This is a genomic window from Streptomyces sp. NPDC055103, assembly GCF_053607625.1.
Genome location: NZ_JBSGTX010000061.1, coordinates 26,367 through 51,135, shown reverse-complemented (window position 1 = coordinate 51,135; position 24,769 = coordinate 26,367). Strand labels below are relative to the sequence as shown.

The following is a 24,769-nucleotide window of genomic DNA, read 5'->3' as shown; positions in this document are numbered from 1 at the left end:
CTGGGAGAGCGGCTCCAACCGCACGGCCACCGTCCCCGCCGACGGCAAGATCACACTGAACGACACCTGGCGCAACTGACCCCCTCCCACGTGGGCGGGTACCGGCCGACACCGGTACCCGCCCACAGCTCACGGGACACAACGCCGCCCGCGACAGCGCTCACGAGCATCCCGCCCCTCCTTCGTCCATGGGCCCCCGCATGATTCAGGCCGCCCACCGAGGGCGGAGCGCGAGGCGCCGAGCGCGGTCGGGCGACCTCCGCCCGGGAGGCTTCCGTCACGTAGTCGCTGTTCGTCTCCGCACCTGGAGCGGACACCCGAAGGCCAGGTGCCCGGCCGGGGAGAGTACGCCGCAGCACTGCGGCACGGCTCGGAGGCGAAGTCCGCTCGGAAGCGCCTCAGCAGGGTGCCGCTGCCGGGTGAGCGCGCGAGGACGAGCCACCGGCCCCCGTAAGGCGTCATCACCATATCGGCGGAGCACTGGGACCAGATCCGTGAGGCCTGTCCTCACAGGAACCGGTGCGGGCTCCGTCAATGTCTCTCAGAGGGGAGATCGTCGAGGCCTGAGACCGTGTCCTATGTGGTGAGGCGGACCAGTCGCTTGTAGCAGCACAGGGCTGCGGCAAGGCCGAGAAAGACCGGGCAGTTGCGTGGATGGCGCTCGTAGCGGTGGTTGAGTCGGCGGTAGCCGGTCAACCAGTACAAGGCCCGCTCGACGACCCGTCTGCGGCGGCCGAGCCGCTTCGATGACTCGATGCCTTGCGGGGCGATACGGACTCCGGTGCGTTTGCCGCGGAGCCGCCCGGTACGGCGGTCGAGGGAGCGATGGAGTCCCGCCGAAATTCACTGCAAGAACTCGCACAGCCGAGTGGGCCCCACCATGCCAGGATTCGCCCCGCCCGTCGCCGATGAGCGCACGGCACTGACCGCTTGTCTCGCCCACCAGCGGCGCGCGCTGCGCGTCACCGCCTACGGCCTGACCGAGGCGCAGGCCCGTATGACGCCCTCCGCGAGCGAGTTGAGTATCGGAGGACTGATCAAGCACGCCGCGCGGTGCGAGACCTTCTGGACCGGCCTCGTCCTTCAGCAGCCGCGCGATTCGCAACGGTCGGCGGACGAGTCGGACGCCGACGAGTTCACGCTCGCCCCGGACGAGACCCTGGCCGGCTCCCTGGCCGCGCACGCGGAGGCGGCCGAGCGGACGGACGCGGCGATCGCCGGCATCGCGAACCTCGGCCGGGCGGTTCCGGTGCCGCGGGGACTTCCCTGGTTCCCCGCCGAGGTCAAGGAGTGGTCGGTGCGCTGGGTGTTGCTGCACCTGATCGAGGAGACGGCACGGCACGGCGGTCACGCCGACGTCATACGCGAGAGCATCGACGGCGCGACCCTCAACCCGCTGCTCGCCACGGCCGAGAGGTGGCCGGACCCGTGGTTCCGGCCATGGAGCCCGCGCGCCTGAGCGGAGGCGGAAACCACGCGCGCTCCATGAACGACCCCTCAAGACGCAAGATCTTTCTGAAACATGTCGCAAGATCTTGCCGACCGCGATCGTCGGCTGCTTGACTCACCTGCGATCCGCGGTAGTTGAAGCACCTGCACGCGAGAGGAACACCCATGAGCAGCGACTACGACGTCCTCGTCCTGGGAGGGTCGGGCGTCGACACGATCGTGTACGTCCCCGAACTCCCCCTTCCCTACGCCGACAGCTACATGATCCAACCCGGCATCGAGACCCGGGCGGGCCAGACCGGGGACTTCGTGGCGCTCGGCCTCAGCACGCTGGGACTACGCACCCACCACGTCGACATGATCGGCGACGACCCGTCGGGTGACCTCATCCGGGCGTTCCACCGCGACCGGGGCATCGACTTCACCGAGGTCCCGCTGCCCGGCGGTACGAAGCGGGCCGTCAACCTCGTCAGCCCGGACGGCCGCAGGCTGTCGCTCTACGACGACAGCCGCTCGCAGGAGTCCGACCGCCTCCCCGAGGACCTGGTCCGGAAGCTGGCCTCGGCCAGCCGCCACGCGCACGTCTCCATCACCTACCCGTGCGCCTTCGCCCTGCCGCTCCTGCGCGAGGCCGGGCTCACCATCTCCACGGACCTGCACAACTGGGACGGCGAGAACCCGTACCACGAGGCCTTCGCCTACGACGCGGACATCGTCTTCGTCTCCACCACCGCCCTGCCCGATCCGGAACGGACCATGCGCCGGATCCTGGAGCGGGGCCGGGCCGAGGTCGTCGTCGCCACCGCGGGGGCCGAGGGCTCCTATCTGCTCACCGTCGACGACGGCCTCGTCCACATCCCCGCCGTCTCCCCGCGCGCACCGGTCGTGGACTCCAACGGCGCGGGCGACGCCTACGCCTCCGGCTTCCTCTTCGCCCACCTCGCGGGCGAGGACCCGCGACGGTGCGCCCTCCACGGCGCCGTCGCCGGGGCCTACGCCTGCACCGTGCCGGCCACCGGGAGCGACGCCATCGACCGCGCCGCCCTGACCGACGAGGTCGCCGCGCTCACCGGCTCCCGGTCCGCCGCGAAGGACGCCGAGTGACCGCCGGCTCCTACGACGTCGTCGTCCTGGGCGGAGGCGTGGCCGGCTGCGTCCTGGCCTCCCGGCTGAGCGAGGACGCCGGGCGCTCCGTCTGCCTCGTCGAGGCGGGACCCGACTACGGCCCGGACCCGGGCGGCTGGCCGGCCAGGACGCTCGACTCCCGCGCGCTCCCCCGCGAGGACGTGTGGGAGCGGAACGTGCCCGTCCACCGGTTCCGAGGCCGCGTGATCGGCGGCTCCTCCTGCGTCAACGGCTGCTGGAACACCTGGGGTTCGGCCGCCGACCACACCGAGTGGGAGCGTGCGGGCGGTCCCCGCTGGGGCTCCGCGGCCATGGAGCCGTACCGCACCGCGGCCGTAAGGCGGATGGGTCTGCGCGAGGTGCCCGACCGCGAACTGTCCCCGTGGAGCCGGGCCGCTCTCGAAGCGGCCAGGGAACTCGGGCACCACGAGGTCGACATGAGCCTGCCCGGCCCGCCCGGTCACGGCCTCCCGCTGATCAACTCCGTGGACGGCCGACGCTGGAACGCCGCACTGGCCTATCTCGACGCGGACACCCGCCGGCGTCCGAACCTCACGGTGCTCGGGGACTCCGTCGCCGACCGGCTGATCCTGCGCGACGGCCGGGTGGAGGGAGTCGTCGTGCGCGCCGGCGGCGTGCCGCGCACCCTCCGCGCGGGACTGTACGTGGTGGCCTCCGGTACCTTCGGTTCCCCGGCGCTGCTGATGCGCAGCGGCATAGGCCCGGCAGACCGGCTGCGGCACATCGGCATCGACCCGGCGGTCGACCTGCCCGGAGTGGGCGCGAACCTGAGCGACCAGCCCGGCGTCTTCCTGCCGCTCGTGCCGACCCCGGAGCTGGACGCGGCCCTGGCGGAGAAGGAGCGCGACGGCGAGCTGTACGTCAACCGTGTGCTCGTCCGCGCGGCGAGCGAACACGCCCCCGCGGACGGCTGGGACCTGCACATCCTTCCCTCCGCGGGGCCGCCGCTCTTCGGCTCCCTGCCCCCGGGCCGGTACGAGGCGGGGGTGTCGGCCTTCCTCGTGAAGCCCGTCTCCCGGGGCAGGGTGTGGCTGCGGTCCGCCGACCCGGACCAGTCGCCCGCGATCGATCCGGCGTTCCTGTCGGATCCGGAGGGGCGCGACGTGGCCGTGCTCCGGTCGGGGCTGGCGACCGCCCGCCGGTTCGCCGCGTCCACGGCCCTGAAGGGGCTCGCCGCGCTGCCGGAGGGCCTGCCCGCGCACGAGCAGCCCGAGGCGGAGCTGCGTGCCCGCCTCGGTACGTACTGGCATCCGGTGGGGACGTGCGCGACGGGACCCGCCGCCGATCCGTCCGCGGTGGTGGACGGTGAGGGCCGGGTGCACGGTGTGGCGAACCTGCGGGTGGCGGACGCGTCCGTACTGCCGACGGTTCCCGCCGCCAACACGCAGCTGCCCGTCCTGGCCGTCGCCGAGATGCTGGCGGCCGCCGTGGCCGGCTCGTGAACCGCGGCACCGGCCCAGGAGGACCGACGCGCATGACAGAAGACGCCCGCGGCCGACGTCTCGTGTACGGCTGCATGGGGATCGGCGGCGGCTGGGACACCCTGCCGTACGGCCCCGGCGACATCGCCCGCGCCGAGGCCGCGGTGGAGGCGGCGCTCGACACCGGGATCACCGCCTTCGACCACGCCGACATCTACCGGTACGGCAAGTCCGAGGCCGTCTTCGGTGAGGTGCTGTCCCGGGCCCCGGGGCTGCGCGACCGGATCACCCTCCAGACCAAGGTCGGCATCCGGCTCCCCGAGGAGGGCCGGCCGGGACTGTACGACCTGCGCGGCCCGAGCGTGCTGCGCCGAGTGGAGGAGAGCCTCGCCCGGCTGCGGACCGACGCGGTCGACGTCCTGCTGCTGCACCGGCCCGACCCGCTGGCCGACCCGGAGGAGCTCGCGGAGGCGCTCACCTCCCTGCACCGGCAGGGTCTCGTGCGCCGTTTCGGTGTGTCCAACATGAACGCCGCCCAGATCGCGCGTCTCCAGTCCTTCCTCGATGTTCCGCTGGCCGTCGACCAGTTGGAGATGAGCCTCCACCGCAGGGACTGGGTGGAGGAGGGGGTGCTCGTGAACACCCCGGCCGGCGCAGGGGTCGGGTTCCCCTCGGGCACGGTGGAGTACTGCGGCGAGCGGGGCATCGAGCTCCAGGCCTGGGGCGCGCTCGCCGGCGGGCGTTTCTCCGATCCGCAGGCCGGTCCCGCGGCCGCGCTCGTGGCCCGGCTGGCCGACGCCAAGGACACCACCCCGGAGACGGTGGTGCTGTGGTGGCTCCAGCGTCACCCGGCCGGGATCGTGCCGGTGGTCGGGACGTCCCGCCCGGAGCGGATCCGCGCCTGCCGCGACGCGGTGGGGCGGCCGCCCGGCCTCGGTCACGAGGAGTGGTACGCGCTGTGGACGGCCGCCCGGGGCGCGCCGCTCCCCTGAGCCGCCCACACCTGACGTCCCCTCGTCACCCGGCATCCCCTCCTCGCCCGGCCTTTCCCCGCCCGGCGCCGATCCGGCGCCGGGCCTTTCTCTGCGCGCCCGGCCCTTGCCGGAGCGCCTCCTCCTCGGACGGAGAGACACCGTGATTCCCACCGCCTCGACCGTGGCGACTTCCTTCGAGTCGGCCCGCTTCTACATCACGTTCCGCTGCAACTCCCTCTGTGGCTACTGCAACGTCTGGCAGGACGACAAGTTCAAGGGCTACGAGGAACTCACCCTCGAACAGGGCCGCCGGATCCTGGACGAGCTGCACGGCCTCGGCGTCCGCTACGTCGACTTCACCGGCGGGGAGCCCGTGCTCCACCCGCACATCGACGGCATCGTCCAGTACGCGAAGTCCCTCGGCATGACCGTCGAGATCACCAGTAACGGCATCCGGTTCGCCAAGCACATCGACGCGATCGTGCCGTACGTCGACACCATGAACGTCTCCCTGGACACGCTGCGGCCCGAACGCTACCGGGCGATCCGGGGCGTGCCGACGCTCGACCGGGCCCTGGACGTGATCCGGGGGATCGTCGCCTCCGGTGCGGGGAACCTGAAACTCATCTGCGTGGTCACCCGCGAGAACGTGGACGAGGTACCCGACCTGCTGCGTTTCGCCCAGGAGAACCGGGTGACCGTCTACTTCTCGACCATGTTCGAGTACTTCGACGCGCAGGACACCGTCCGGGACGTGCGCAGGACGGCCCGGAAACTGAAGCTTGTGGAGCAGAACGGCAAGCCGGTGGCTGGCTCCTGCGGACCGGCCCGCGCCGAGGCGCCGGGCCCGGACGACGGTTCCCTTCCCGACCTGCTGCTCGGTCTGCTGTACGCGCCGTTCTCGCTGATCAATCTGCATTTCCGCAAGTACGTGGAGACGCAGGACCCGAGCGCTCCGACGCAGTGCTACGCCAACAAGCGGATCCTGACGGTCGGTCCGGACGGGCGGCTCGTGCTCGTCCTGCCCTGCTACCACGCCTTCGACAACTCGGTGGTGTGGGACCGGGACCTCGCGGAGCTGGTGCGGGACGAGGAGTTCCAGCGGGTCAGGGACGAGGAGGTCGGCTTCCGTCCGGAGTGTCGGGGGTGCACCGTCTTCCCCTACGTCGGGCTCTCCTTCAGCTACCGCTTCGACAAGGTCTTCCTCTACCAGGCGCTGTCCGAGGAGATCGCCAAGATCAAGGGACGGTTCGCGGACCCGCTGTACCCCCGGATCGCGGTCGCGCCCGAACCGCTCCTGACCGAGTTCGCCGAGCTCGAACGGTTCATCGACACGCAACTGCCTGTCCCAGGTGCCCCGTTGGCGGAGAACCACCTCTACCGGTTCGACGTCACGCCGACCGGGGTGCGTACGGACCTCACCGCGGGCGCGAGCAGCGTCGAGGAGGTCCTCGCCGACCATGTGCGGGAGCAGTGCTGGGACGTACAGCGCTCGCCCCACACCTGGATCCGGCTGGTCTACCGCGAGCTCGTGCCGCTGCTGCGCGGACTCGCCGAGCGGGACGCGATGTCCCGGAGGGCGTACGAGGAGGTCGTGGCAGGGCTCTACGCGGTGCAGCTCGCCTGGTGGCGCTCCTACCTCGGCCGGTACTTCCAGGGCGGTGAGGCACTCGACACCCTGGAGTCCGACGGAGTGGTCGCCCGGTTCCTGGCCCGGACCGCGGAGCTGCTGCCCGACACTCCCGACGTATCCGAGTCCGTACGCGTCCGGCAGATCCTGCTCCACGCCGGCTGCGTACTCGGCTTCCCCGCGGTCACGCTCGCCCCCTTCTCCTCCCCCGGTCCCTTCGCCGAGGCGGCGCTGCTCACCAAGCACCTGCTGCTGATCGCACCCGACGAGGAGCTCGCGGGGTACGCGACGCTGCTCCCGGCCGAAGCGGCCGGACCGCTTCTCGGGGTGCCGACGGGGCCGCCCGCGCCGTCCGGGCCCTCGGCCCGCGCGCTCGACCGGCTCCTGGACGGCGCTTCGGCTGCCGACGCGCCGTCGGTCGCCGCGCTGATCGACGCGGTACGCGCACTGCGCACGGAGGTGCCAGGCGAGGAACTGGCCGGGCTGCTTCTCGCCCGCGAACTGCGGGAACCGGCACTGATACGGCGCCACGGCGAGACACTGCGCCGTACCGGAACCCCTTCTGAAGCTTCTGCAGCCCCTTCCGGAGCCCCGTACGCGCTCTCGCGGGGCTGAGGCCGGACGGACGCGCGAACGCGTAGTGCCCCCGGACTCTCGTTCGGGGGCACTACGCGTTCAGGGTCGTCTCAGCGCGGGTCCGTTCCGCTCACCGACGTGGCGGCGAGGAGGGCACCCGCGGTGTTCCGCTGGGTGGCGACGAGCTGCCCGCGCAGGGCCTCCTCGATCCGGTCCCGATCGCGCGGGTCGACGGTGAAGGCCTGACGGCCGGCCAGCTCCGGCCGGGCCGCACGCTGTTCCTCGGTGAGGGCCGTGGGGAGGAGCCGCAGCCAGCGGCCCTCGTCGGTAAGGGCCCCTTCCTCGACCGCGATGCTTCCCGGGGCACCGTAGACGAGCTGCTGGCTGGTGGAGTCGGTGGCCTTGACGTCCCACACGAGGGTGGTGGCGTCGAGCCAGGTCGCCTTGGAGCGGGAGAGGTCGAGGTCCGGCGTGGTGCGGATGCCGGGCAGGAGGTAACCGGTGTCGCCGCCGACGAGCCACACCTCCTTGCCGTGGGAGCCGAACTCGAGCGAGCGGTCGCCGGGGACGTCCTTCTCGTCGCCCCGGTGGACGATGTAGCTGAGTGACGTGGCTCCTTCGGCCAGCGGCACCTCGAAGACCGCGCCGAAGGCGTCGCTGCTGACCGGGGCCAGCGGCCGGGACCAGTCGGTGGGAGCCGCGGCGCCGGTCCAGGTGTGCAGCCCCCAGCCCGTGTAGTCGCCGTCCGGACGGTAGTAGTGGACGACGGCCTTCCGCTCGTCCTGCGGCGGGTAGACCCCGGCCGGGACGGTCTCGGACTGGCCGTCGGCCCCCGCTTCGATCCAGACCTCTCCGGTGCGCCGCAGCTCCACGGTGCGCGCAGGCCCGTCCGTCGTGCCGTCCTTCTCGACGGTGTAGGAGACGCTGCCGGTGCCGGAGGTCACCTTGACCCAGGCGAACGCGCCGAAGGCGTCCCGGCCGGTGAACTCCGCGGTGGTGCCGCCGGTCGCGAGCTTCCAGCCGGTGTAGTCGCCGTCGGGGCGCCGGTAGTGGACGACGGCGTAGTCGCGTTCGAAGGCGCTGGGGCGGGTGGGCGCGGCGGGCTCGCCCGCGGTGGAGGCGGCGCGGCTGCTCGCGACGCGTCCGCGGTCGTCGACGACGACCGCCTTGTAGCGCAGCGCGGTGCCCTTGGGAGTGGCGCCGGGCAGGTTCTGGGTGACCTTGTACGGGGCGTGGTCGGCGGAGCCGAGGACCTTCCAGGGTCCGTCGCCGACCTGGGCGGCGAAGACGACGCGGCTCAGCTCTCCGCCCCGGACGTCGGCGGTGAGTTCGACGGTGCCGGTGGCTCCGGCGGCCGGGGCCTTGAGGGTCACGGCCGGTGCGGTGCGGGAGGTGTCCAGGGGGCGGCCGGCCTTGAGGACGACCGAGGACAGGGCCGGGACGGTGAGCGTGACCTCACGGTCGGCGTCGCTGCGGACCGTCGTGCTCTGTCCGTGGAGCGGGGTGAACGAGGTGCGGGACGTCCCGCTGCGGAAGGTGACGGCCCGTGAGGTGGTGGCGTTGTTGACCGCGACCAGGTACTCGGTCCGCCGCTTCGGGTCGATCCTGGAGGTGACGTGGACTCCCGCACTGGCCGCGTCCGCGTACCGCTCGATCTGCACGCCGTCACGCAGGGCGGGGTGCTCCTTGGTCAGGCGGGAGAGTCCGGCGATGGAGCGGTAGAGCGGATGGGTGGAGTCATAGGCGTCGGTCGCGTGGGTGCGGTCGGTGCCGATGAGGTCGTCGTCGAGGTAGTCGGGGACCTGCGAGGCGAAGAGGGTCTGGCGGGCCTCCTTGTCGCCGCCGGCGCCGGTGAAGCCCTGCTCGTCGCCGGCGTAGACGACCGGGTTGCCGCGGGAGAGGAAGAGGATCTCGTTGGCGAGGCGGGCCCGTGCGAGGAGTTCCCGGTCGTCGGCGCCGGGGTTGTCCTTGCGGAGGAATCCGCCGATGCGGCCCATGTCGTGGTTGCCGAGGAAGGTGACCTGCTCGTAGGCGTTGGCCTTGTCGGTGGTGTACCGGTAGTCCTGGGCGAAGACGTCCGCGAGGGAGGAGGCCGGGCGGCCGATCGACGCGACGTCGCGGACGGCCTGCTGGAGGGGGAAGTCGAGGGTGGAGTCGAGCCGCCCCCGGGTGACGTAGGGGGCCGTCACGGCGGGATCGGAGGAGAGGACCTCGCCGAAGATGAGGAAGTCCTTCCGTCCCTGCCGGGCGGCGTAGGCGTCCAGGGCGGTGGCCCACTGGGTCCAGAACTCCATGTCGACGTTCTTGACGGTGTCGACGCGGAAGCCGTCGATGCCGAAGTCCTTGACCCAGCGCTGGTAGATCTCGGCGAGCCCGCGCACCACCTCGGGGCGTTCGGTCCACAGGTCGTCGAGGCCGGTGTGGTCGCCGTAGAGGCCGCTCTCGCCGACGAACGTCGAGTCGCCCCGGTGGTGGTACATCGTGGGGTCGTTGAGCCAGGCGGGCTTCTTGGCGTTCCGCTCCGCCGGGGGGACGACGGGTGTGTACGGGAGGCTGTCGGCGTCCACCGGGGCGGCGGTGGTCGTGTCGTCGAAGGGACGTCCGGTGCTGTCCAGGTAGGGGTAGGCGCCCTTGCTCCGGTAGGCGTACCGGTTCTCGCCGGAGCGGATGACGTCGGCGGTGTGGTTGGTGATGACGTCGAAGAAGACCTTCATGCCCTTGGCGTGGGCGGCGGCGATCAGCTTCTCCAGGTCCTCGTTGGTACCGAAGTGCGGGTCGACCTGGGTGAAGTCGGTGATCCAGTAGCCGTGGTAGCCGGCCGAGGCGTCCTTGCCGACGCCCTGGACGGGCTTGTTCCTGAAGATCGGGGCCATCCAGATGGCGGTGGTGCCGAGGCCCTTGATGTAGTCGAGCCGCTGGGTCAGCCCCTTGAGGTCGCCGCCCTGGTAGAAGCCCTTGTCCGTCGGGTCGAAGCCGGTCTCCAGGCGGCTGCCGGTGAGGCCGCCGCGGTCGTTGGAGGTGTCGCCGTTGGCGAACCGGTCGGGCAGCACGAAGTAGAACTGCTCACGCGTGAGGTCGTGCCGGGCGGGCTGTGCGGCGAGCGCCCGGTCCGAAGGCGGCGGCGGGGTCCGGTGGTCGGCCGCCGCCGGGGTGTGGGCGGCGACGGCCGTCGCCATCAGCGCGACCGCGGTGGCGATGGCGAGGCGCGCTCCGGGGCGTGCGACGCGGTGTGCGGCAGTGGGATGTGCGGTGCGGTGTGCGGCTCGCGTGGGGGTGTGTGGCTCGTGCACGTCTGGGTCCCTTCCAGAAGAGCGGTTCAGTGGGTGGGCTGCTGGACGCCGGTCGCGCCCAGGAGTGCGCCGTCGGCGGCCCGCTGGGTGGCGATGAGCTGTCCTTGTCGTGCCTCGGCGGCTCGGTCGAGGTCGCGGGGGTCTAGGGCGAAGGCCGACCAGCCCTCGTACCGGGGATGGCGTGCTCGCTGGTCGGCGGAGAGGGTGGTGGGGGTGAGACGCAGCCACCGGCCCTCGTGGGAGAGGGCCCCGTCGGTGAGCGCGATGCCCCCGGGGGCGTAGACGAGTTGCTGGCTGGCGACCCCGGTGCCGGTGCCGCGCCAGACGACGGTGGTGTCGTCGAGCCAGACGGCGTCGCTGCGGCTCAGGTCGAGCGGGAAGGCCCCGCCGAGGGAGGGCGACAGGTAGGCGGGGTCTCCGGCGATGCGCCAGACCTCCCGGCCGTGCAGGCGGAAGTCGAGGGCCTCGTCGGTGGCGACGTCCTTCTCCTCCTTCTTGTGGAGGATGTAGCTCAGGGAGCGGGCCCTCCCGCTGAGGGGGACCTCGAAGACGAGGCCGAAGGCGTCGCGGCGTACGGGCCGGATCGGGTCGTTCCATTCGGGCGGGTGGGCGGCTCCGGTCCAGGCGTGCAGCCCCCATCCGTCGTAGTCGCCGTCGGGCCGGTGGTAGTGGATGACGGCCGTGGCCGGGTCCTGCGGGGTCTGGGCGGCGGCGGGACGGGTGGCGTCGACGAGGGTGGAGCCCTGGCGGGTCCAGACCTCGCCGGCGGCGGTGACGTCGAGGACGCGTTCGGGGCCGTCGGGGACGCCGTCCTTCTCCACCGTGAAGGAGAGGCTCGTCGTTCCCTCGGGCGGGGTCACCCAGGCGAAGGCGCCGTACGCGTCACGGCCGGCGAACTCGGCGGTGCCGGACCCGGTGCGCAGCCGCAGGCCGTCGTGGTCGCCGTCGGGGCGCTGGTAGTGCACGACGACGTACCGGCGTTCGGCCTTCGGCCTGGCCCGGGGCGGGTTCTCGCCGGCCGTGGTGGTGCCGAGGGCGGCGGCGGTGCGGCCCGAGCCGTCCACGGCGACGGCCTTGTAGCGCAGCGGGGTGCCCGCGGCGGTGTCGCCCGGCAGGTTCTGGGTGATCTTGTACGGGGCGTGGTCGGCGGAGCCGAGGACCTTCCAGGGTCCGTCGCCGACCTGGGCGGCGAAGACCACACGGGTGAGGGGGTCTCCGGAGACGGTCGCGCCGATCTCCACGGTGCCGCGTGCTCCGGCCGGGGGGACGGAGAGGGTGAGGGAGGGCGCGGCGGCGTCGCGGGGCAGCGGGGTGCGGGCCTTGAGGACGACGGCCGACAGGGCGGGCACGGTGACGGTCACGGTGCCGGCGGGTCCGCTGCGCAGGGGCCGGTGGGTGCCGTACAGGGGGAGGAGGTCCTGGTGGGTGGCTCCGGTGGGGACTTCGGCGGTCCGGGGTTCCTCGGCGTTGTTGACGGCGACGAGGTACTCGGTGCGGTTGCGGGGGTCGACGCGGGAGAAGGCGTAGACGCCCTGGCCCTCGGCGACGTGGCGCTCGATCTGGACGCCGTCGCGCAGCGCGGGGTGGTGCTTGGTGAGGTGGGAGAGCCGGGCGATCGCCCGGTAGAGGGGGTGGCCCGGCTCGAAGGCGTCGGTCGCGTGGGTGCGGCCGGTGCCGATGAGGTCGTCGTCGAGGTAGTCGGGGACCTGTGAGGCGAAGAGGGTCTGGCGGGCGTCGGCGTCGCCGCCGGAGCCGGTGAAGCCCTGCTCGTCACCGGCGTAGACGACCGGGTTGCCCCGGCTCAGGAGGAGCAGTTCGTGGGCGAGCCGGTCGCGGCGGAGCAGTTCGGCGTCGGTGGCGCCGGGGTTGTCCTGGGTGAGGAAGGTGCCGATCCGGCCCATGTCGTGGCTGCCGAGGAAGGTGACCTGCTCGTAGGCGTTGGCCTTGTCGGTGGTGTAGCGGTGGTCCTGGGCGAGGACGTGTGCGAGGTCTCCGGCGGGTCCGCCGCGCGAGACGTAGTTGCGCAGGGCGGACTGGAGCGGGAAGTCGAGGGTGGAGTCGAGCCGGCCCTGGGTGACGTACGGGGCGGTGATCGTCGCGTCGGCGGAGAACGCCTCGGCGAACATGAAGAAGTCCGCACGTCCCCGCTTCTCGGCGTACGCGTCGAGGGCGGTGGCCCATTGGGTCCAGAACTCCATGTCGACGTTCTTGACGGTGTCGACGCGGAAGCCGTCGATGCCGAAGTCCTCGACCCACTTCTCGTAGATCCTCTTCATGCCCTCGACGACCTCGGGACGCTCGGTCCACAGGTCGTCGTGGCCGAAGAAGTCGCCGTTGAGGCCGCTTTCACCGACGAAGGTGGAGTCGCCCCGGTTGTGGTACATGGTGGGGTCGTTGAGCCAGTCCGGCACCTTGGTCCGTGCCGTGGCGACGGGGGTGTAGGGGAAGGAGTCGGCGTCGATCCGGGGGGCCTCCGCGGTGTCGTCGAAGGGGCGGCCGGTGCTGTCGAGGTAGGGGAACGCGCCCTTGGGGCGGTACCCGTACTCCTTCTCGGCGTAGTCGACGGTGTCGGCGGTGTGGTTGGTGATGACGTCGAAGAAGACCTTCATGCCCTTGGCGTGGGCGGTGTCGACCAGGGTTCGCAGGTCCTCGTTGGTGCCGAAGTGCGGGTCGACCCGGGTGAAGTCGGTGATCCAGTAGCCGTGGTAGCCGGCCGTGGCGTCCTTCGCGTCTCCCCTGTTCTGGACGGGGATGTTGGTGAAGACGGGGGCCATCCAGAGGGCGGTCGTGCCAAGGCCCTTGATGTAGTCGAGGCGCTCGGTGAGCCCCTTGAGGTCGCCGCCCTGGAAGAACTTCCTGTCGGTGGGGTCGAAGCCGGTCTCCATGCGGGTGCCGGTGAGTCCGCCCCGGTCGTTGGAGGTGTCGCCGTTGGCGAAGCGGTCGGGCAGCGCCAGGTAGAACTGCTCGCGGGTCAGGTCGTGTCGGGCGGGCTGTGCGGCGAGCGCCCGGTCCGACGGGGGTGGTGCGGCCTGCGAAGGTGTCGTGGTCGCCGTGGACGGTGTGCCGGTGAGGGCCGTCGCCAGGAGGGCGGTCGCCAGGGTGATGGCGGAGCGCCGGAGAGGTCCGGTCACGGGTGCGCTGCTCCTCGGGAGCGTGGAGGGGCGGGTACGGAAGGGGACGGCCGGGCTCGGCCGGTGTTGCGAGAACGCGGGCGCGGCGCGAGAGGTCGCCGGCGCGGGCTCAGGAGGAGAGGGCCGCGGCCACGGGGCGGTCGTCGGACGTCCGCGGGTGCCGGTCCGCGTACCAGCGGACCGTGTCGGCGAGGGCCGCGGCGAAGTCGACGCGAGGTGCGTAGCCCAGTTCCCGCCGGATGCGGGTGTCGTCCACCGCGTACCGCTGGTCGTGGCCCTTGCGGTCCGTCACCCTGGCGATCCGGTCGGGCCCGGCACCGCAGAGAGCGAGGAGGCGGCGGGTCAGGTCCAGGTTGGTGAGGGAGGTGCCGCCGCCGATGTTGTAGACCCGGCCGGGGCGTCCGCCGGTCCTGACCAGTTCGACGGCGGTGACGTGGTCCTCGACGTGGAGCCAGTCCCGGATCTGGGAGCCGTCGCCGTACAGGGGCACGTCCTCGCCCGACAGAAGGGCGGTCACGAAGCGCGGGATCAGTTTCTCGGGGTGCTGGCGGGGGCCGAAGTTGTTGGAGCAGCGCGTGACGCGGACGTCCAGACCGTGGGTGGCGTGGTAGGCGAGTGCCATCAGGTCGGCGGCGGCCTTGGAGGCGGAGTAGGGCGAGGTGGGCAGGAGCGGCGCGTCCTCCGCCGCCGCGCCTTCGGCGATCGAGCCGTAGACCTCGTCGGTGGAGATCTGGACGTAGGTCCGTACGTCGTGGCGGACGGCCGCGTCCAGGAGGGTCTGCGTCCCGAGGACGTTGGTGCGGACGAAGAGCGAGCCGTCCTCGATCGACCGGTCGACGTGGGACTCGGCCGCGAAGTGCACGATCTCGTCGTGGCCGGGGACGAGGGTGTCGACGAGCTCCGCGTCGGTGACGCTGCCGTGCACGAACCGGAAGCGCCGGTCGTCGCGCAGCGGGTTCGGATGGGCGGGGCCGGCCGCGTAGGTCAGGTTGTCGAGGACGGTCACGGAGACATCCGGCGGCCCGGTGGGGCCGAGGAGGCGCAGGACGTGGGCCGAGCCGATGAATCCGGCGCCGCCGGTGACGAGTATGCGTCGGGTCATGGGTGGATATGCACCTTGCTGTGGTCGCCGAGCACGAGGCGATGGGCGTACGGGAACCGGGGGGCCGCCACGACGGCGTCGCGGCCGATGAAGGAGCGTTCGATGCGGCCGGCGCCGTCGACGTCGGCCCCGTCGAGGAGGACCGAGGTCTCGATCGAGCTGTCGTGGACGCGGCAGTTGGCGCCGATCGAGGTGTAGGGGCCGATGACGGCGTCGCTGATGACGCTGCCGGGGCCGATGACGACGGGGCCGGTGATCCGCGATCCCCTGACCACGGCTCCCTCGCCGAGGACGACTCGTCCCACGACGGCGCTGTCGGAGTCGACCTTTCCTTCGAGTCGCCCGTTCAGGCCGTCCAGGACGTGGCGGTTCACCTCCAGCATGTCGTCGACGCTGCCGGTGTCGCGCCACACGGAGGAGGTCGCTTCGGCGCGGACGTCCTGCCCGTCGTCGATCAGCCACTGGATGGCATGGGTGATCTCGAGTTCGCCCCTCGCGGAGGGGCGGATCGCTCGCACCGCGTCGTGCAGCGCGGGGCCGAAGGCGTAGACGCCGATGAGGGCGAGGTCGCTGCGCGGGTGCGCGGGCTTCTCCTCCACCCGTGTCACGCGGCCGCTCGGCTCGACCTCCGCCACGCCGAAGGCACTGGGGTCGGCGACGGAGGTGACGAGCAGCCGGGCAGCGGCGGGGTGCAGCGTGGCGTGGGCGACGAAGTCCCTGATGCCGTCCTGGAGGTAGTTGTCGCCCAGGTAGACGAGGAAGTCGTCGTCGCCGAGGAAGTCGCGGGCGAGGGACACCGCGTGGGCGAGGCCCAGCGGGTGGCTCTGGGGGATGTAGGTGATGTCGAGTCCGAAGGCGGAGCCCCCGGCGCCGACGGCCCGTCGGATGTCGCCCGCGTAGTCGCCCACGACGAGGCCCACTTCGCTGATGCCGGCCTCCGCGATGGCCTCCAGGCCGTAGAAGAGCACCGGCTTGTTGGCGATCGGCAGGAGCTGTTTGGTCCCGGAGTGGGTGAAGGGGCGCAGTCGACTGCCGGTTCCACCGGCCAGGACCAGGGCTTTCACATCGGCTGCCTTCGGTCGGGTGCGGCCTGGCGGTGTATGGGCACGGTCCCTCCTCGCTCTCGAGGCACTTGTCGGCGGTCGCATCGGCGACTCAAGCAGAGCCGCGCCACGTACTGCAAGTCATGTCTGAAAGTTTCTGAAATCTCTTGCTAGTGGTCACCCGGGGGTGCTTCACTCGCACGTCAGAACGATCAACTGGCTTCCAGTGCAATCCAGTTCGTCCGACCCATGGGGGCAACCGGTGGCAGGTCACCAGCGAGAACTGCTGGTCAGAGAGGCACGACATCTGGCGCCCGGCGCATCCGAGGAGGCGGCGCTCGCCCGGCGCGTCTTCACCGAGGGACGAGGGGCCGTCCTGACGGATCTCGACGGCGACCAGTACCTGGACTTCGCCGCCGGCACGCTCACCCAGTCACTGGGGCACAGCCACCCGGAGGTCGTCGCGGCGCTGACCCGCCAGGCCGAGCGGCTGTGGAACGTGCACGACAGCTCCACGCCCGAACGAGCCGCCTTCTTCGAGCTGTTGGCGCGCATGCTTCCCGAACACCTCGACACGTACGCCCTGTTCTCCACCGGCGCGGAGGTGGTGGAGGCCGCACTCCGGGTCGTCCAGGCCACGGCCGAGCCGGGCCGCAACCGCGTCGGCGCGCTGCGGCACGGTTTCCACGGCAAGACCATGGGCGCCCGCATGCTGGTCCACTGGGACGTCGGCCACCAGGCCTTCGCGGGGAACAGCGTCCTCGGCTACGCGCCGTACTGCTACCGCTGCCCGCTGGAACTCGAGTACCCCAGCTGCGACGTCCGGTGCGCCTCCCTCGTCAACCGGCACATCGCCTCCAAGCCGAACGTCTCCGCCCTGGTCTTCGAGCCGGTGCTCGGCGCCGCGGGGGTCATCGTGCCGCCGCCCGGCTACTGGGAGCGCGTCTCGGAGGCCTGCCGTGACAACGGCGTCCTCCTGGTCGCCGACGAGGTGGCGACGGGCGGCGGCCGTACGGGCGCCTTCCTGGCCTCCGAACTCGTGGGCGTGGAGCCGGATCTCGTGACCATGTCGAAGGGGATGGCGAACGGCTTCCCCTTCGCCGTCCTCGCGGGCCGGCACGACCTGCTGCACTCCCCCGCGGCCTCACCGGCCGGCGCCTACGCGTCCACGTACGCCGGGAACCCGCTGGGCATCGCCGCCGCACGGGCGACCCTGGAGGTCGTGGAGCGCGACCGGCTCATCGAGCGGGTCCGGGTGCTCGGGGACCGGCTGAGGGAGCAGCTCACCGCGCTGCACGCCCGCTTCGAGGTGCTCGGAGAGGTCCGGGGCGTCGGCCTGCTGCACGGTCTCGAATTCGTCCGCGACCGCGCCACCCGGGCCCCCGCCCCCGAGACCGCCCGCGCCGTCTACACCACCGCCCTCGACCTGGGGCTCCGGACCTCGGTCGGCGGTCACATCATCCGGCTCGCGCCCCCCTTCACCCTGGACGAGGCGCTCCTCGACGAAGGTGTACGGATCCTCGGGCAGGCCATCGAACGCGTGGTGGCCGCATGATCGTCGCCGAAGGGCTCACCAAGGACTTCCGCATCACCGAGCGGCGGCCCGGTCTGCTCGGGAGCCTCTCCACGCTCCTGACCCGGGAGTACCGGACCGTGCGCGCCGTCGACGGCATCTCCTTCCGGCTCCGCGCCGGCTCCAAGACCGCGTACATCGGCGCCAACGGGGCCGGCAAGTCGACCACCATCAAGATGCTCACCGGCATCATGACCCCCAGCTCCGGCCGGTGCCTGGTCGACGGCGTCGAGCCCTACCGGCAGCGCCGGGAGAACGCCCGCTCGATCGGCGTGGTCTTCGGGCAGCGCAGCCAGCTGTGGTGGGACCTCTCCGTGCCGGACTCCTTCCAGATCCTGCGCAGGATCTACGGGATACCGGACGCGGTGTACGAGCGGAACCTGGCGCTCTACCGCGAGCTCCTCGACATCGACGCCCTGGGGACCACACCGGTACGACAGTTGAGCCTGGGGCAGCGGATGCGGGCCGAGATCGCGGCGAGCCTGCTGCACGACCCGAAGGTCGTCTTCTGGGACGAGCCGACGATCGGCCTGGACATGGTGCTCAAGGAAGCCGTCCGCACCCTCGTCAACCGCGCCAACGCCGAGCTGGGCACGACCGTGCTGCTCACCAGCCACGACCTCTCCGACATCTCGGCCATCTGCGACGACGCGCTCGTCGTCGACGGCGGCAGGGTCGTGCACGAGGGCACGCTCCACGACCTGCTGCGCCGCGCCGACCGGCGCTCGGTCGTCTTCGACCACCGCGGCGGTCCGAGTGCGCAGGACACAGTCCTCCGGATCGAGACAGGACTCCCGGGCGCCACGGCGGGCCTCACGAACGAGGGCCGGATCCGGGTCGACTACCCGGCGGACGCCTTCACCTCACGGCATGTACTCGGCTTCCTCCTGGAGCACTTCGAGCTCGCCGACTGCTACGCCCCCGAACCGGACCTGGAGACGGTGCTCCGCCAGACCTACCGGGGCGGCGTCCCCGCCGCGCGGAACGGCGGTGCCGTGTGAGGGCCACGCTGCGCGCCGGCACCTACGTGCCCTTCGCCACCAGCGGGCTGCAGTCCCTGCTGCAGTACCGCTCCACCTTCCTGATCACCGGTGTCACCGCCGCGGCGGGCGCCGCCGTCACCGTCTTCCTGTGGCGGGCGGTGTACGCGGGCTCCCCGGGCCCCGGACCCGGGGGTTTCACCCCGGCGAGCATCACCACCTATCTGGTGGTGGCCCAGGTCCTGGCCGTGGTGCACGCCAACCGGGTCGACGACGAGGTGGCGGCCGAGGTCTACCGCGGCGACATCGCGGTGATGCTCGTGCGTCCCGTGAGCTATCCGCTGGTCCGCTTCGCCGCCTGCCTGCCGGTGATCGCTGCCAACGCGCTCCTCGTGGGTGTCCCGCTGCTCGTGCTCTTCTCCGTCCTCGTCCCGCTGGCCACCCCCGCCCCTGTGGACGCGGCGCTCTTCGTGCTGTCCACCGCCTTCTCGGCGGTCATCGCCTTCTGCGTCAACCTGCTGACCGGCATGGCCGGGTTCGTCACCACGAACACCTGGGGCGTCCGCATGGTCAAACAGGGGATCGTCGCGTTCTTCGCGGGACAGATGGTCCCCCTGGCCCTGCTGCCCGGCCCCCTGCACGCCCTGGCGATGGTCCTGCCCTTCCGCGCCATGGCCGACGGGCCCCTCACCCTCCTGCTCGGCCGGTACGAGGGGGTCGGCGGCGCCTCCGCCGTCCTCGGCCACCAGCTCGGCTGGACCGTGGGACTCGTCCTGCTGTGTGCCGTCCTGTGGCGCGGCGCGGCGGGGCGGCTGGAGGTGCTGGGCGGATGAACCGGACCCTCGGCGGCCATCTGCGCCTGGCGTTCTTCCTCGGCGGGGTGGGCCTGCACCGGCTCACCGCGTACCGTCTCGACTTCCTCCTCGGCTCCGGGGCCTTCCTCGTCCGCGTCGGGCTCCAGACCCTGGCCGTGGGCGTGGTCTTCACCCACGTCCCCGCCATCGCCGGCTGGTCCTACCACCAGGTGCTCTTCCTCCTCGGCTGCTCCCTGCTGCCGCGCGGGCTCGACCACCTCTTCACCGACCAGTTGTGGGAGCTGAGCCGCAAGCTGATCCAGCGGGGCGAGTTCTACCGCTATCTGATCCGCCCGGTGAACCCGCTCTTCTCGCTCCTTTCGGAACGCTTCTTCCACCCGGACGGATTCGGCGAACTGGCCGTCGGCGCCGTCCTGGTGCTCTGGGCGGGAGCCGAGCTGGGCCTCGACCCCACAGCCCTGCAATGGGCGCTCGTGCTCCCGCTGATCGTCTGCGGGGCGCTCATCCACGCCGCCGTGAAGCTCTTTTTCGCGTCCCTGTCGTTCTGGACGGTGACCAGCATGCCCGCGATGCAGACGGTCACCCAGGTGTCCGAGTTCGCCGGCTATCCGCTCGACCTCTACCACCCGTCGCTGCGGATGCTCCTCACCTGGGTCCTGCCCTTCGCCTTCACCTCGTACGCACCGGCCGTCTACCTGCTGCACGGCTCCACCGAACTGATCCGGTGGCTTCCGGCCGTGACGGGTCTTTCCCTGCTCGCCGCGCTGTCGCTCTGGCGGCGCGGACTTTCCCGATACGAGATGACCGGGAGTTGACGAACTGCGTGACCAGCGACACCCAGCTCCATGAACTGCTGCGCGGCGCGGCCTGGCTGCCGGAGGACGTCCGCCGCGCCGACCGCTACGCGCCGATCGACGAGGCCTCCCTCGGCTCCGGCACCACGCTGTTCCTCGTGGCCGTCGTCGGCGGCCCGGCGCACGGCCGGCTCCTCTTCGCCCCTGCCCACACGGACGCGACCGGCCGCCTGACCGATGCCCAGGGCTCCGAGGCCTTCGACCTGGCCTGTGTACGGCTGATGGCGGCCGGAGGCCGGATCCCCACCGCCCGCGGCGGGCACATCGAGTTCCGCGGCGGCGGAACCGCGGCCCGCACGGTCTCCCCCCTCCCTTTCGCGCAGGGCTGGTCCTCGAACTCGCTCTCGCTCCTCGACATCGACGGCCGCCCCCACCTCCACAAGGCCTACCGCACCCTCGGTGCCGAGGTACGGGAGCCCGAACTGCTGCGCCTGATGAACGGCAGCGGTCATACGCCCCGGTGGTTCGGCGACTACTGCTACGTCCCCCCGGCCGGGGCGGAGCGGCTCGCGCTCGGCGTGGTCTACACGTACACCCCGGGCAGCGGGATCGACACCCCGCTGCGCGCCAACCTGCGTGCGCTCTGGCCCCGGTTGACGGGCGACGTGACGGGCATTCGGAAGCCTGGCGACACCGACGACACGCACCGTTCCGGGGGCCTGGACGGCTTGGTCCGGGAGCACCTCGCTCCCCTGGCCGGCCCGCTGCGCACGGCCCGCTCGTTCCTCGGCGGGTTCCACGAGGAGCTGCGCACACGGCTGGGCCGGGGGACTCCCCCGCCGGACTACCCCGTCGAGCGCGCCCTCCGGGACGCCGAGGAGCGGTGCCAGGCGCTCGCCGAGCGGGCCCGGGACGGGGTGGAACTCCCCCCGACGGCGCTGGAGAAGGCCTTCGGCTCGCTCGCCTCGGAGATCGAGCTGCTGCGGACGGCGTTCGACGCCACCGCCACTCACCCGGCGGGGCCCTGCCACGGGGACCTCCATCTGTCGCACCTGCTGTGGGACCCGCCGCGCCTCATCGACATCTCCACCCCCGGCACGGGTCCCGACGAGCCGGGCTGGGCCGAACAGTCCCCGCTGCAGGACCTGGTGGCGCTGGGACGTGCCCTGGAGTACTTCAGCGCCGACGAAGCCGCGTACGAGAGCGCCCGGCTCCTGGGGATCGACTCGACGGAGACGATGCTCGCCTCGCTCGACGGCGGCGCCGGCATGCCGCCACGGGAGCGGTCCGCGCTCCTGCTCGTGTTCGAGGCCGCGGACAGGTGGCGCCGGCACGTCGCCGCTCTGCTGCTCACGCGCGACGGGTCGGAACGGTCCGGCGGGTCCAGCGGGTCCGGCGAGGCCGGCGAGGTTTTTGCCGGACCCGAACGAGGGCTCCCCGAGGATCCGTTGCGCCGGTTGCTCTACCTGCGCCGCCTCCTCCACGAGCTCGACTACAACTTCGCGCACGCCCGGCCGTACCACGCCGCGATCGACCTGCGCCACGCCATGGCGCTCGGTCTTCCCTCCCCGCTCCCCCTCACCCTGACCACGAGGACCTGACGTGAGTGACGTGACCGACGAACCGCTGCACGTCATCGAGACGTACTTCGAATGCTGCGGGTTCGACCACACCTTCCTCCAGGGCGGCACCTCGGTGTACCTCTGGAACCTCTCCCGCGCCTTCGCCCGCAAGGGCCACCGGGTGTCCATCGTGACCCCGGCCCACGGGCGTCTCGACGACCTGCGCCGCCGCCACACGGTCGAGGACCTCCCGTACGAGGACCGCTACACCCTGCCCCTCGTCCTCGACCCGGAGGTGTGGCGCGGCTTCCCCGCCGAGGTGTCCGTGGAGCTGCGCACCACGGCTCACCGGATCCGCAAGGAGGGCGTCGACCTCTACTTCCTGTCGAACGACTACCTGGACCGCCTGCCCGACACGTTCTACCCGCCGTACTCGGCCAAGGGCAGGGACCTCACCTTCTTCAAGCCGCTGGTCTTCCAGGCCGACAGTGTGCGCTTCCTTCGCGGCTGGTTCGGCGACGAACGGGCGATCGTCCACGCCCACGAGCCGTACTACCACTACCTCCTGCCGCCGGCGCTGAGCGGCGACCCGCTGAAAAGCGTGGTCACCACCGTGCAGAGCAACATGCCGATCACCAAGAAGGTGTACGGGCCCGAGGTCCGCAGGCTCCTCGACCTCCTCGGCGCGCCGCCGCTGCCGGACGAGGAACCGCCGCTGCCGGCCGGCGAGCGCGAGGCCCAGCGCCAGTACCAGACACGCACCCATCTGCACTACGAGTACCCGCCCGACCACCTCACCGTCTACAGTCTGGTCGCCGACCACTCCGACGCGATCGACTTCCTCTGCCCGGGCCAGCGGGACTTCTACAACGGCTTCCGCGACACCCCGTTCGAGGACCTGTTCGCGGCGCTGCCGGTGTCCCGGACGGTCCGCCGCAACGCGCACAAGCAGTTCGTCGGCGGCTGCGCGATCTCGGACAGCTGGCTCGCCCCGGATCCGGACGCGGTGGACCGGGACGCCGTCCTCTCCGGACTCGGTCTGGACCCGTCCCTCCCGACGTTCTTCCACAACGCCCGCTACGCGGTCCACCACAAGGGCCAGGTCGAACTGGTCCGGGCGATCGACCGGGTCCTCACCGGCGGCCTCGCGGCCAACTTCGTCCTGCGCTGCATCACCGGCACGGGCATCGACGACCCTTACTTCCACGACGTCGCCGAACGCCACAAAGGACGGGTCCACCTGGAGTGGGAACGGGTCGACGAGAGCCGGGTCTTCGACTACGCCGCCTCCGCAGACTTCTGCGTGTTCCCCTCCAAGTTCGAGATGGACACCTTCCTCATCGCCCAGGGCGAGGCCATGGCGTGCGGGGCGGTACCGGTGGCCACCGCCCAGTGGGGCATGGCCCACTTCCGGCACGCCGACGAGGGCGCGACCCGGACCGGCTTCTCGGTCAACCGGTCCTTCGCCGAGGACGACGCGCTCCTCGTCGACGGCCTCGCCGACCGCTTCCGGCAGGCCGTGCGCCTCTTCCACGACCGGCCCGACGAGTACCGGGCCCTGTCGGTCCGCGCCCGGCAGGTGGCACGCGGCTTCACCTGGGACCACTGCGCCGATCTCCATCTGGAGGTCTTCCGGGACCTCTGGCACGGGGTTGCCCCCGCGCCGGCGGCCGATACCGCCCTGCGGCACGGCTGGTTCGACACCCTGCCGTCCCGCATCTGGGAGGAGCGCCCTCAGGAAGTGCTCGACGCGGCCGTGGAAGCCGGCGACCTGGCCGCCGCCGAGCGGCTCGGCCCCCTCACCGGGGCACTGGCCCTCCGGTTCTTCGACGCAGCCTGGGCGCGCGCCGACTTCGCCGTGTGCGAGGAGGTGGCGGAACAGTGGCCGGACGCGATACCCCCGGAGCGGGTGGCCCGCCTCGGCGACCGGTGCGTGCCCCACGGCGAGGGCCTGCGCTACCGGCTCGCCCACGCGGAGCGCGTCGAACTGGTCGTTCCCGGACTCCGGGAGCCCGGTGGCCGGGCGGAGGCGGAGATCACCGAGTGGCCCCGCGGGGCGGCCGGGGAGTTCGTGGGGGCGGCGCCGCCGGCGGGCTCCGCCGCTCAGCTGCTCCTGACCCTTTCGAACGGCCGGATCGCCTGGGACGAGGTGCGTCATGGCTGAGTTCGACTCCGTCCGCACCGTCCTGCTCGCCGGTGGCCGGGGCGAGCGCATGGGCCGGCTAGGCACCGGGCGCCTGAAGCCGCTCGTGCCGTACGGCGGTGCCTGCCGGCTCATCGACTTCAGTCTGGCGAACGCGCGCGACTCCGGCCTCGGGGAGGTGCTCCTGCTCTCGCAGTACGAGGAGCGTCTCCTGATGGACGACCTGCACTCCGCCTGGAACGGCGCCTCGCGCGACTTCCGGATCCATTTCGGGCCGTACGACGAGGCGTACCGCACCGCGGGCGAGAAGCTGCCCGCGCGGCTACCGGACCGCACCTGGCCCCTGGAGAAGGGAACGGCCGACGCCCTCATCCGCAAGGGGGAGCACATCTTCGGCCCCCGGACCGAGCACGTGATGGTGCTCCACGCCGACCACGTCTACCGGTTCGACTACGGTCCGCTGATCCGCGGGCACATGGCCTCGCGGGCGGCGCTCACGATCGCCTACCAGCGGATCGACCCGCGCTGGGTCCACCTCTTCGGCATGGTCGCGTTCGACCGGGACGGCGCCCTGAGCACCTTCGTGGAGAAGCCCGAACATCCCACTTCCGACCTGGTGTTCGCCGCCTTCTGCGTGTTCGACGCCAAGGTGCTGCGACGGTACCTGGAGGAGCTGGAGGGCACGGACTGGCAGCACGACATCAGCCGGGACGTGATCCCCGCGATGCTCGCGGCCGGGGAACGGATCCGGGGGCACCGCGTCGAGGGCCACTGGGAGGACATCGGCACGGTGGAGCGCTACCACCGCGCCCATCTCGCGATGACCCGCCCCGACGCCACCCTGCCGGTCCGGTCGCTGCCCTGGACCATCTCGCCGTACCTGCACCGGGGCCGGGTCGCCGAGTCGCCCGGCATCCGCCGTTCCGTGGTCCCCTTCGACCTGGTCAGCCGGGGTGACGTCGAGGACAGCGTGCTCTTCCCCGGCGTACGGATCGGCACGGACGCCCGGGTGCGGCGCAGTGTCGTGCTGCCCGGCGCCGTCGTGCCCGACGGCGCCGACATCGACTCCGCGGTCGTCCTGGAGGACGGGTTCGTCCAGCACGTCGAGCTCGCACCGAACCCCGCACGCTGAGGGAGCAC

At 71.8% G+C, this 24,769-nt stretch carries 14 protein-coding genes and 3 pseudogenes; 12 read left to right on the top strand and 5 right to left on the bottom strand.

Going from position 1 to position 24,769, the window contains the following annotated elements:
* Positions 1-576: 576 nt before the first annotated feature.
* Positions 577-798: pseudogene (locus tag ACWFR1_RS30605) on the bottom strand (IS5/IS1182 family transposase); the annotation flags it as partial.
* Positions 799-880: 82 nt separating this feature from the next.
* Here ACWFR1_RS30605 and ACWFR1_RS30600 point away from each other — a divergent pair.
* The 5 genes from ACWFR1_RS30600 to ACWFR1_RS30580 all read left to right on the top strand — a co-directional run bounded on the left by ACWFR1_RS30600 (position 881) and on the right by ACWFR1_RS30580 (position 7,235).
* Positions 881-1,459, top strand: a complete 579-nt coding sequence (locus tag ACWFR1_RS30600; protein WP_453556914.1) for a DinB family protein — start codon at positions 881-883, stop codon at positions 1,457-1,459.
* Between the two features lie 155 nt (positions 1,460-1,614).
* Positions 1,615-2,553, top strand: coding sequence for an adenosine kinase (locus ACWFR1_RS30595; RefSeq protein WP_453556912.1), 939 nt, complete (start codon positions 1,615-1,617; stop codon positions 2,551-2,553).
* Positions 2,550-4,037, top strand: coding sequence for a GMC family oxidoreductase (locus ACWFR1_RS30590; protein WP_453556910.1), 1,488 nt, complete (start codon positions 2,550-2,552; stop codon positions 4,035-4,037). Before ACWFR1_RS30595 ends, ACWFR1_RS30590 begins: the two co-directional genes overlap by 4 nt.
* A gap of 32 nt (positions 4,038-4,069) precedes the next feature.
* Positions 4,070-5,008: an aldo/keto reductase gene (locus ACWFR1_RS30585; protein WP_453556908.1), complete on the top strand. Its 939-nt coding sequence runs from the start codon at positions 4,070-4,072 to the stop codon at positions 5,006-5,008.
* Positions 5,009-5,150: 142 nt separating this feature from the next.
* Positions 5,151-7,235 carry a radical SAM protein gene (locus tag ACWFR1_RS30580; RefSeq protein WP_453556906.1) on the top strand — a complete coding sequence of 695 codons (2,085 nt, stop codon included), beginning with the start codon at positions 5,151-5,153 and terminating at the stop codon, positions 7,233-7,235.
* A gap of 92 nt (positions 7,236-7,327) precedes the next feature.
* Here ACWFR1_RS30580 and ACWFR1_RS30575 read toward each other — a convergent pair.
* The 4 genes and pseudogenes from ACWFR1_RS30575 to ACWFR1_RS30560 all read right to left on the bottom strand — a co-directional run.
* Positions 7,328-10,372 (bottom strand): annotated as a pseudogene (locus ACWFR1_RS30575) (alpha-amylase family glycosyl hydrolase); the annotation flags it as partial.
* Positions 10,373-10,527: 155 nt separating this feature from the next.
* Positions 10,528-13,584 (bottom strand): annotated as a pseudogene (locus ACWFR1_RS30570) (alpha-amylase family glycosyl hydrolase); the annotation flags it as partial.
* Positions 13,585-13,726: 142 nt separating this feature from the next.
* Complete coding sequence (rfbB, locus tag ACWFR1_RS30565) at positions 13,727-14,719, bottom strand: dTDP-glucose 4,6-dehydratase (protein WP_453556904.1); 993 nt, start codon at positions 14,717-14,719, stop codon at positions 13,727-13,729.
* On the bottom strand, positions 14,716-15,783 hold the full coding sequence (locus ACWFR1_RS30560; RefSeq protein WP_453556902.1) for a glucose-1-phosphate thymidylyltransferase: 1,068 nt from the start codon (positions 15,781-15,783) through the stop codon (positions 14,716-14,718). Before ACWFR1_RS30560 ends, rfbB begins: the two co-directional genes overlap by 4 nt.
* A 241-nt stretch (positions 15,784-16,024) precedes the next feature.
* Here ACWFR1_RS30560 and ACWFR1_RS30555 point away from each other — a divergent pair, with 241 nt between their 5' ends.
* The 7 genes from ACWFR1_RS30555 to ACWFR1_RS30525 are packed head-to-tail and all read left to right on the top strand — an operon-like array spanning position 16,025 to position 24,761.
* Complete coding sequence (locus tag ACWFR1_RS30555) at positions 16,025-17,317, top strand: aspartate aminotransferase family protein (protein ID WP_453556900.1); 1,293 nt, start codon at positions 16,025-16,027, stop codon at positions 17,315-17,317.
* Positions 17,314-18,336: an ABC transporter ATP-binding protein gene (locus ACWFR1_RS30550; protein WP_453556898.1), complete on the top strand. Its 1,023-nt coding sequence runs from the start codon at positions 17,314-17,316 to the stop codon at positions 18,334-18,336. The genes ACWFR1_RS30555 and ACWFR1_RS30550 overlap by 4 nt, the downstream gene beginning before the upstream one ends.
* Positions 18,333-19,148 (top strand): ABC transporter permease, encoded by an 816-nt coding sequence (locus ACWFR1_RS30545; protein ID WP_453556896.1) that lies wholly within the window; start codon positions 18,333-18,335, stop codon positions 19,146-19,148. Before ACWFR1_RS30550 ends, ACWFR1_RS30545 begins: the two co-directional genes overlap by 4 nt.
* A complete protein-coding gene (locus ACWFR1_RS30540) occupies positions 19,145-19,945 on the top strand; it encodes an ABC transporter permease (protein WP_453556894.1) in 801 nt (266 codons plus the stop codon). The genes ACWFR1_RS30545 and ACWFR1_RS30540 overlap by 4 nt, the downstream gene beginning before the upstream one ends.
* 8 nt (positions 19,946-19,953) lie before the next feature.
* On the top strand, positions 19,954-21,525 hold the full coding sequence (locus ACWFR1_RS30535) for a phosphotransferase (protein ID WP_453556892.1): 1,572 nt from the start codon (positions 19,954-19,956) through the stop codon (positions 21,523-21,525).
* A 1-nt stretch (position 21,526) separates the two neighbouring features.
* Positions 21,527-23,650 (top strand): glycosyltransferase, encoded by a 2,124-nt coding sequence (locus ACWFR1_RS30530; protein WP_453556890.1) that lies wholly within the window; start codon positions 21,527-21,529, stop codon positions 23,648-23,650.
* On the top strand, positions 23,643-24,761 hold the full coding sequence (locus ACWFR1_RS30525; protein WP_453556888.1) for a sugar phosphate nucleotidyltransferase: 1,119 nt from the start codon (positions 23,643-23,645) through the stop codon (positions 24,759-24,761). The genes ACWFR1_RS30530 and ACWFR1_RS30525 overlap by 8 nt, the downstream gene beginning before the upstream one ends.
* The last annotated feature ends 8 nt before the right edge of the window (positions 24,762-24,769 follow it).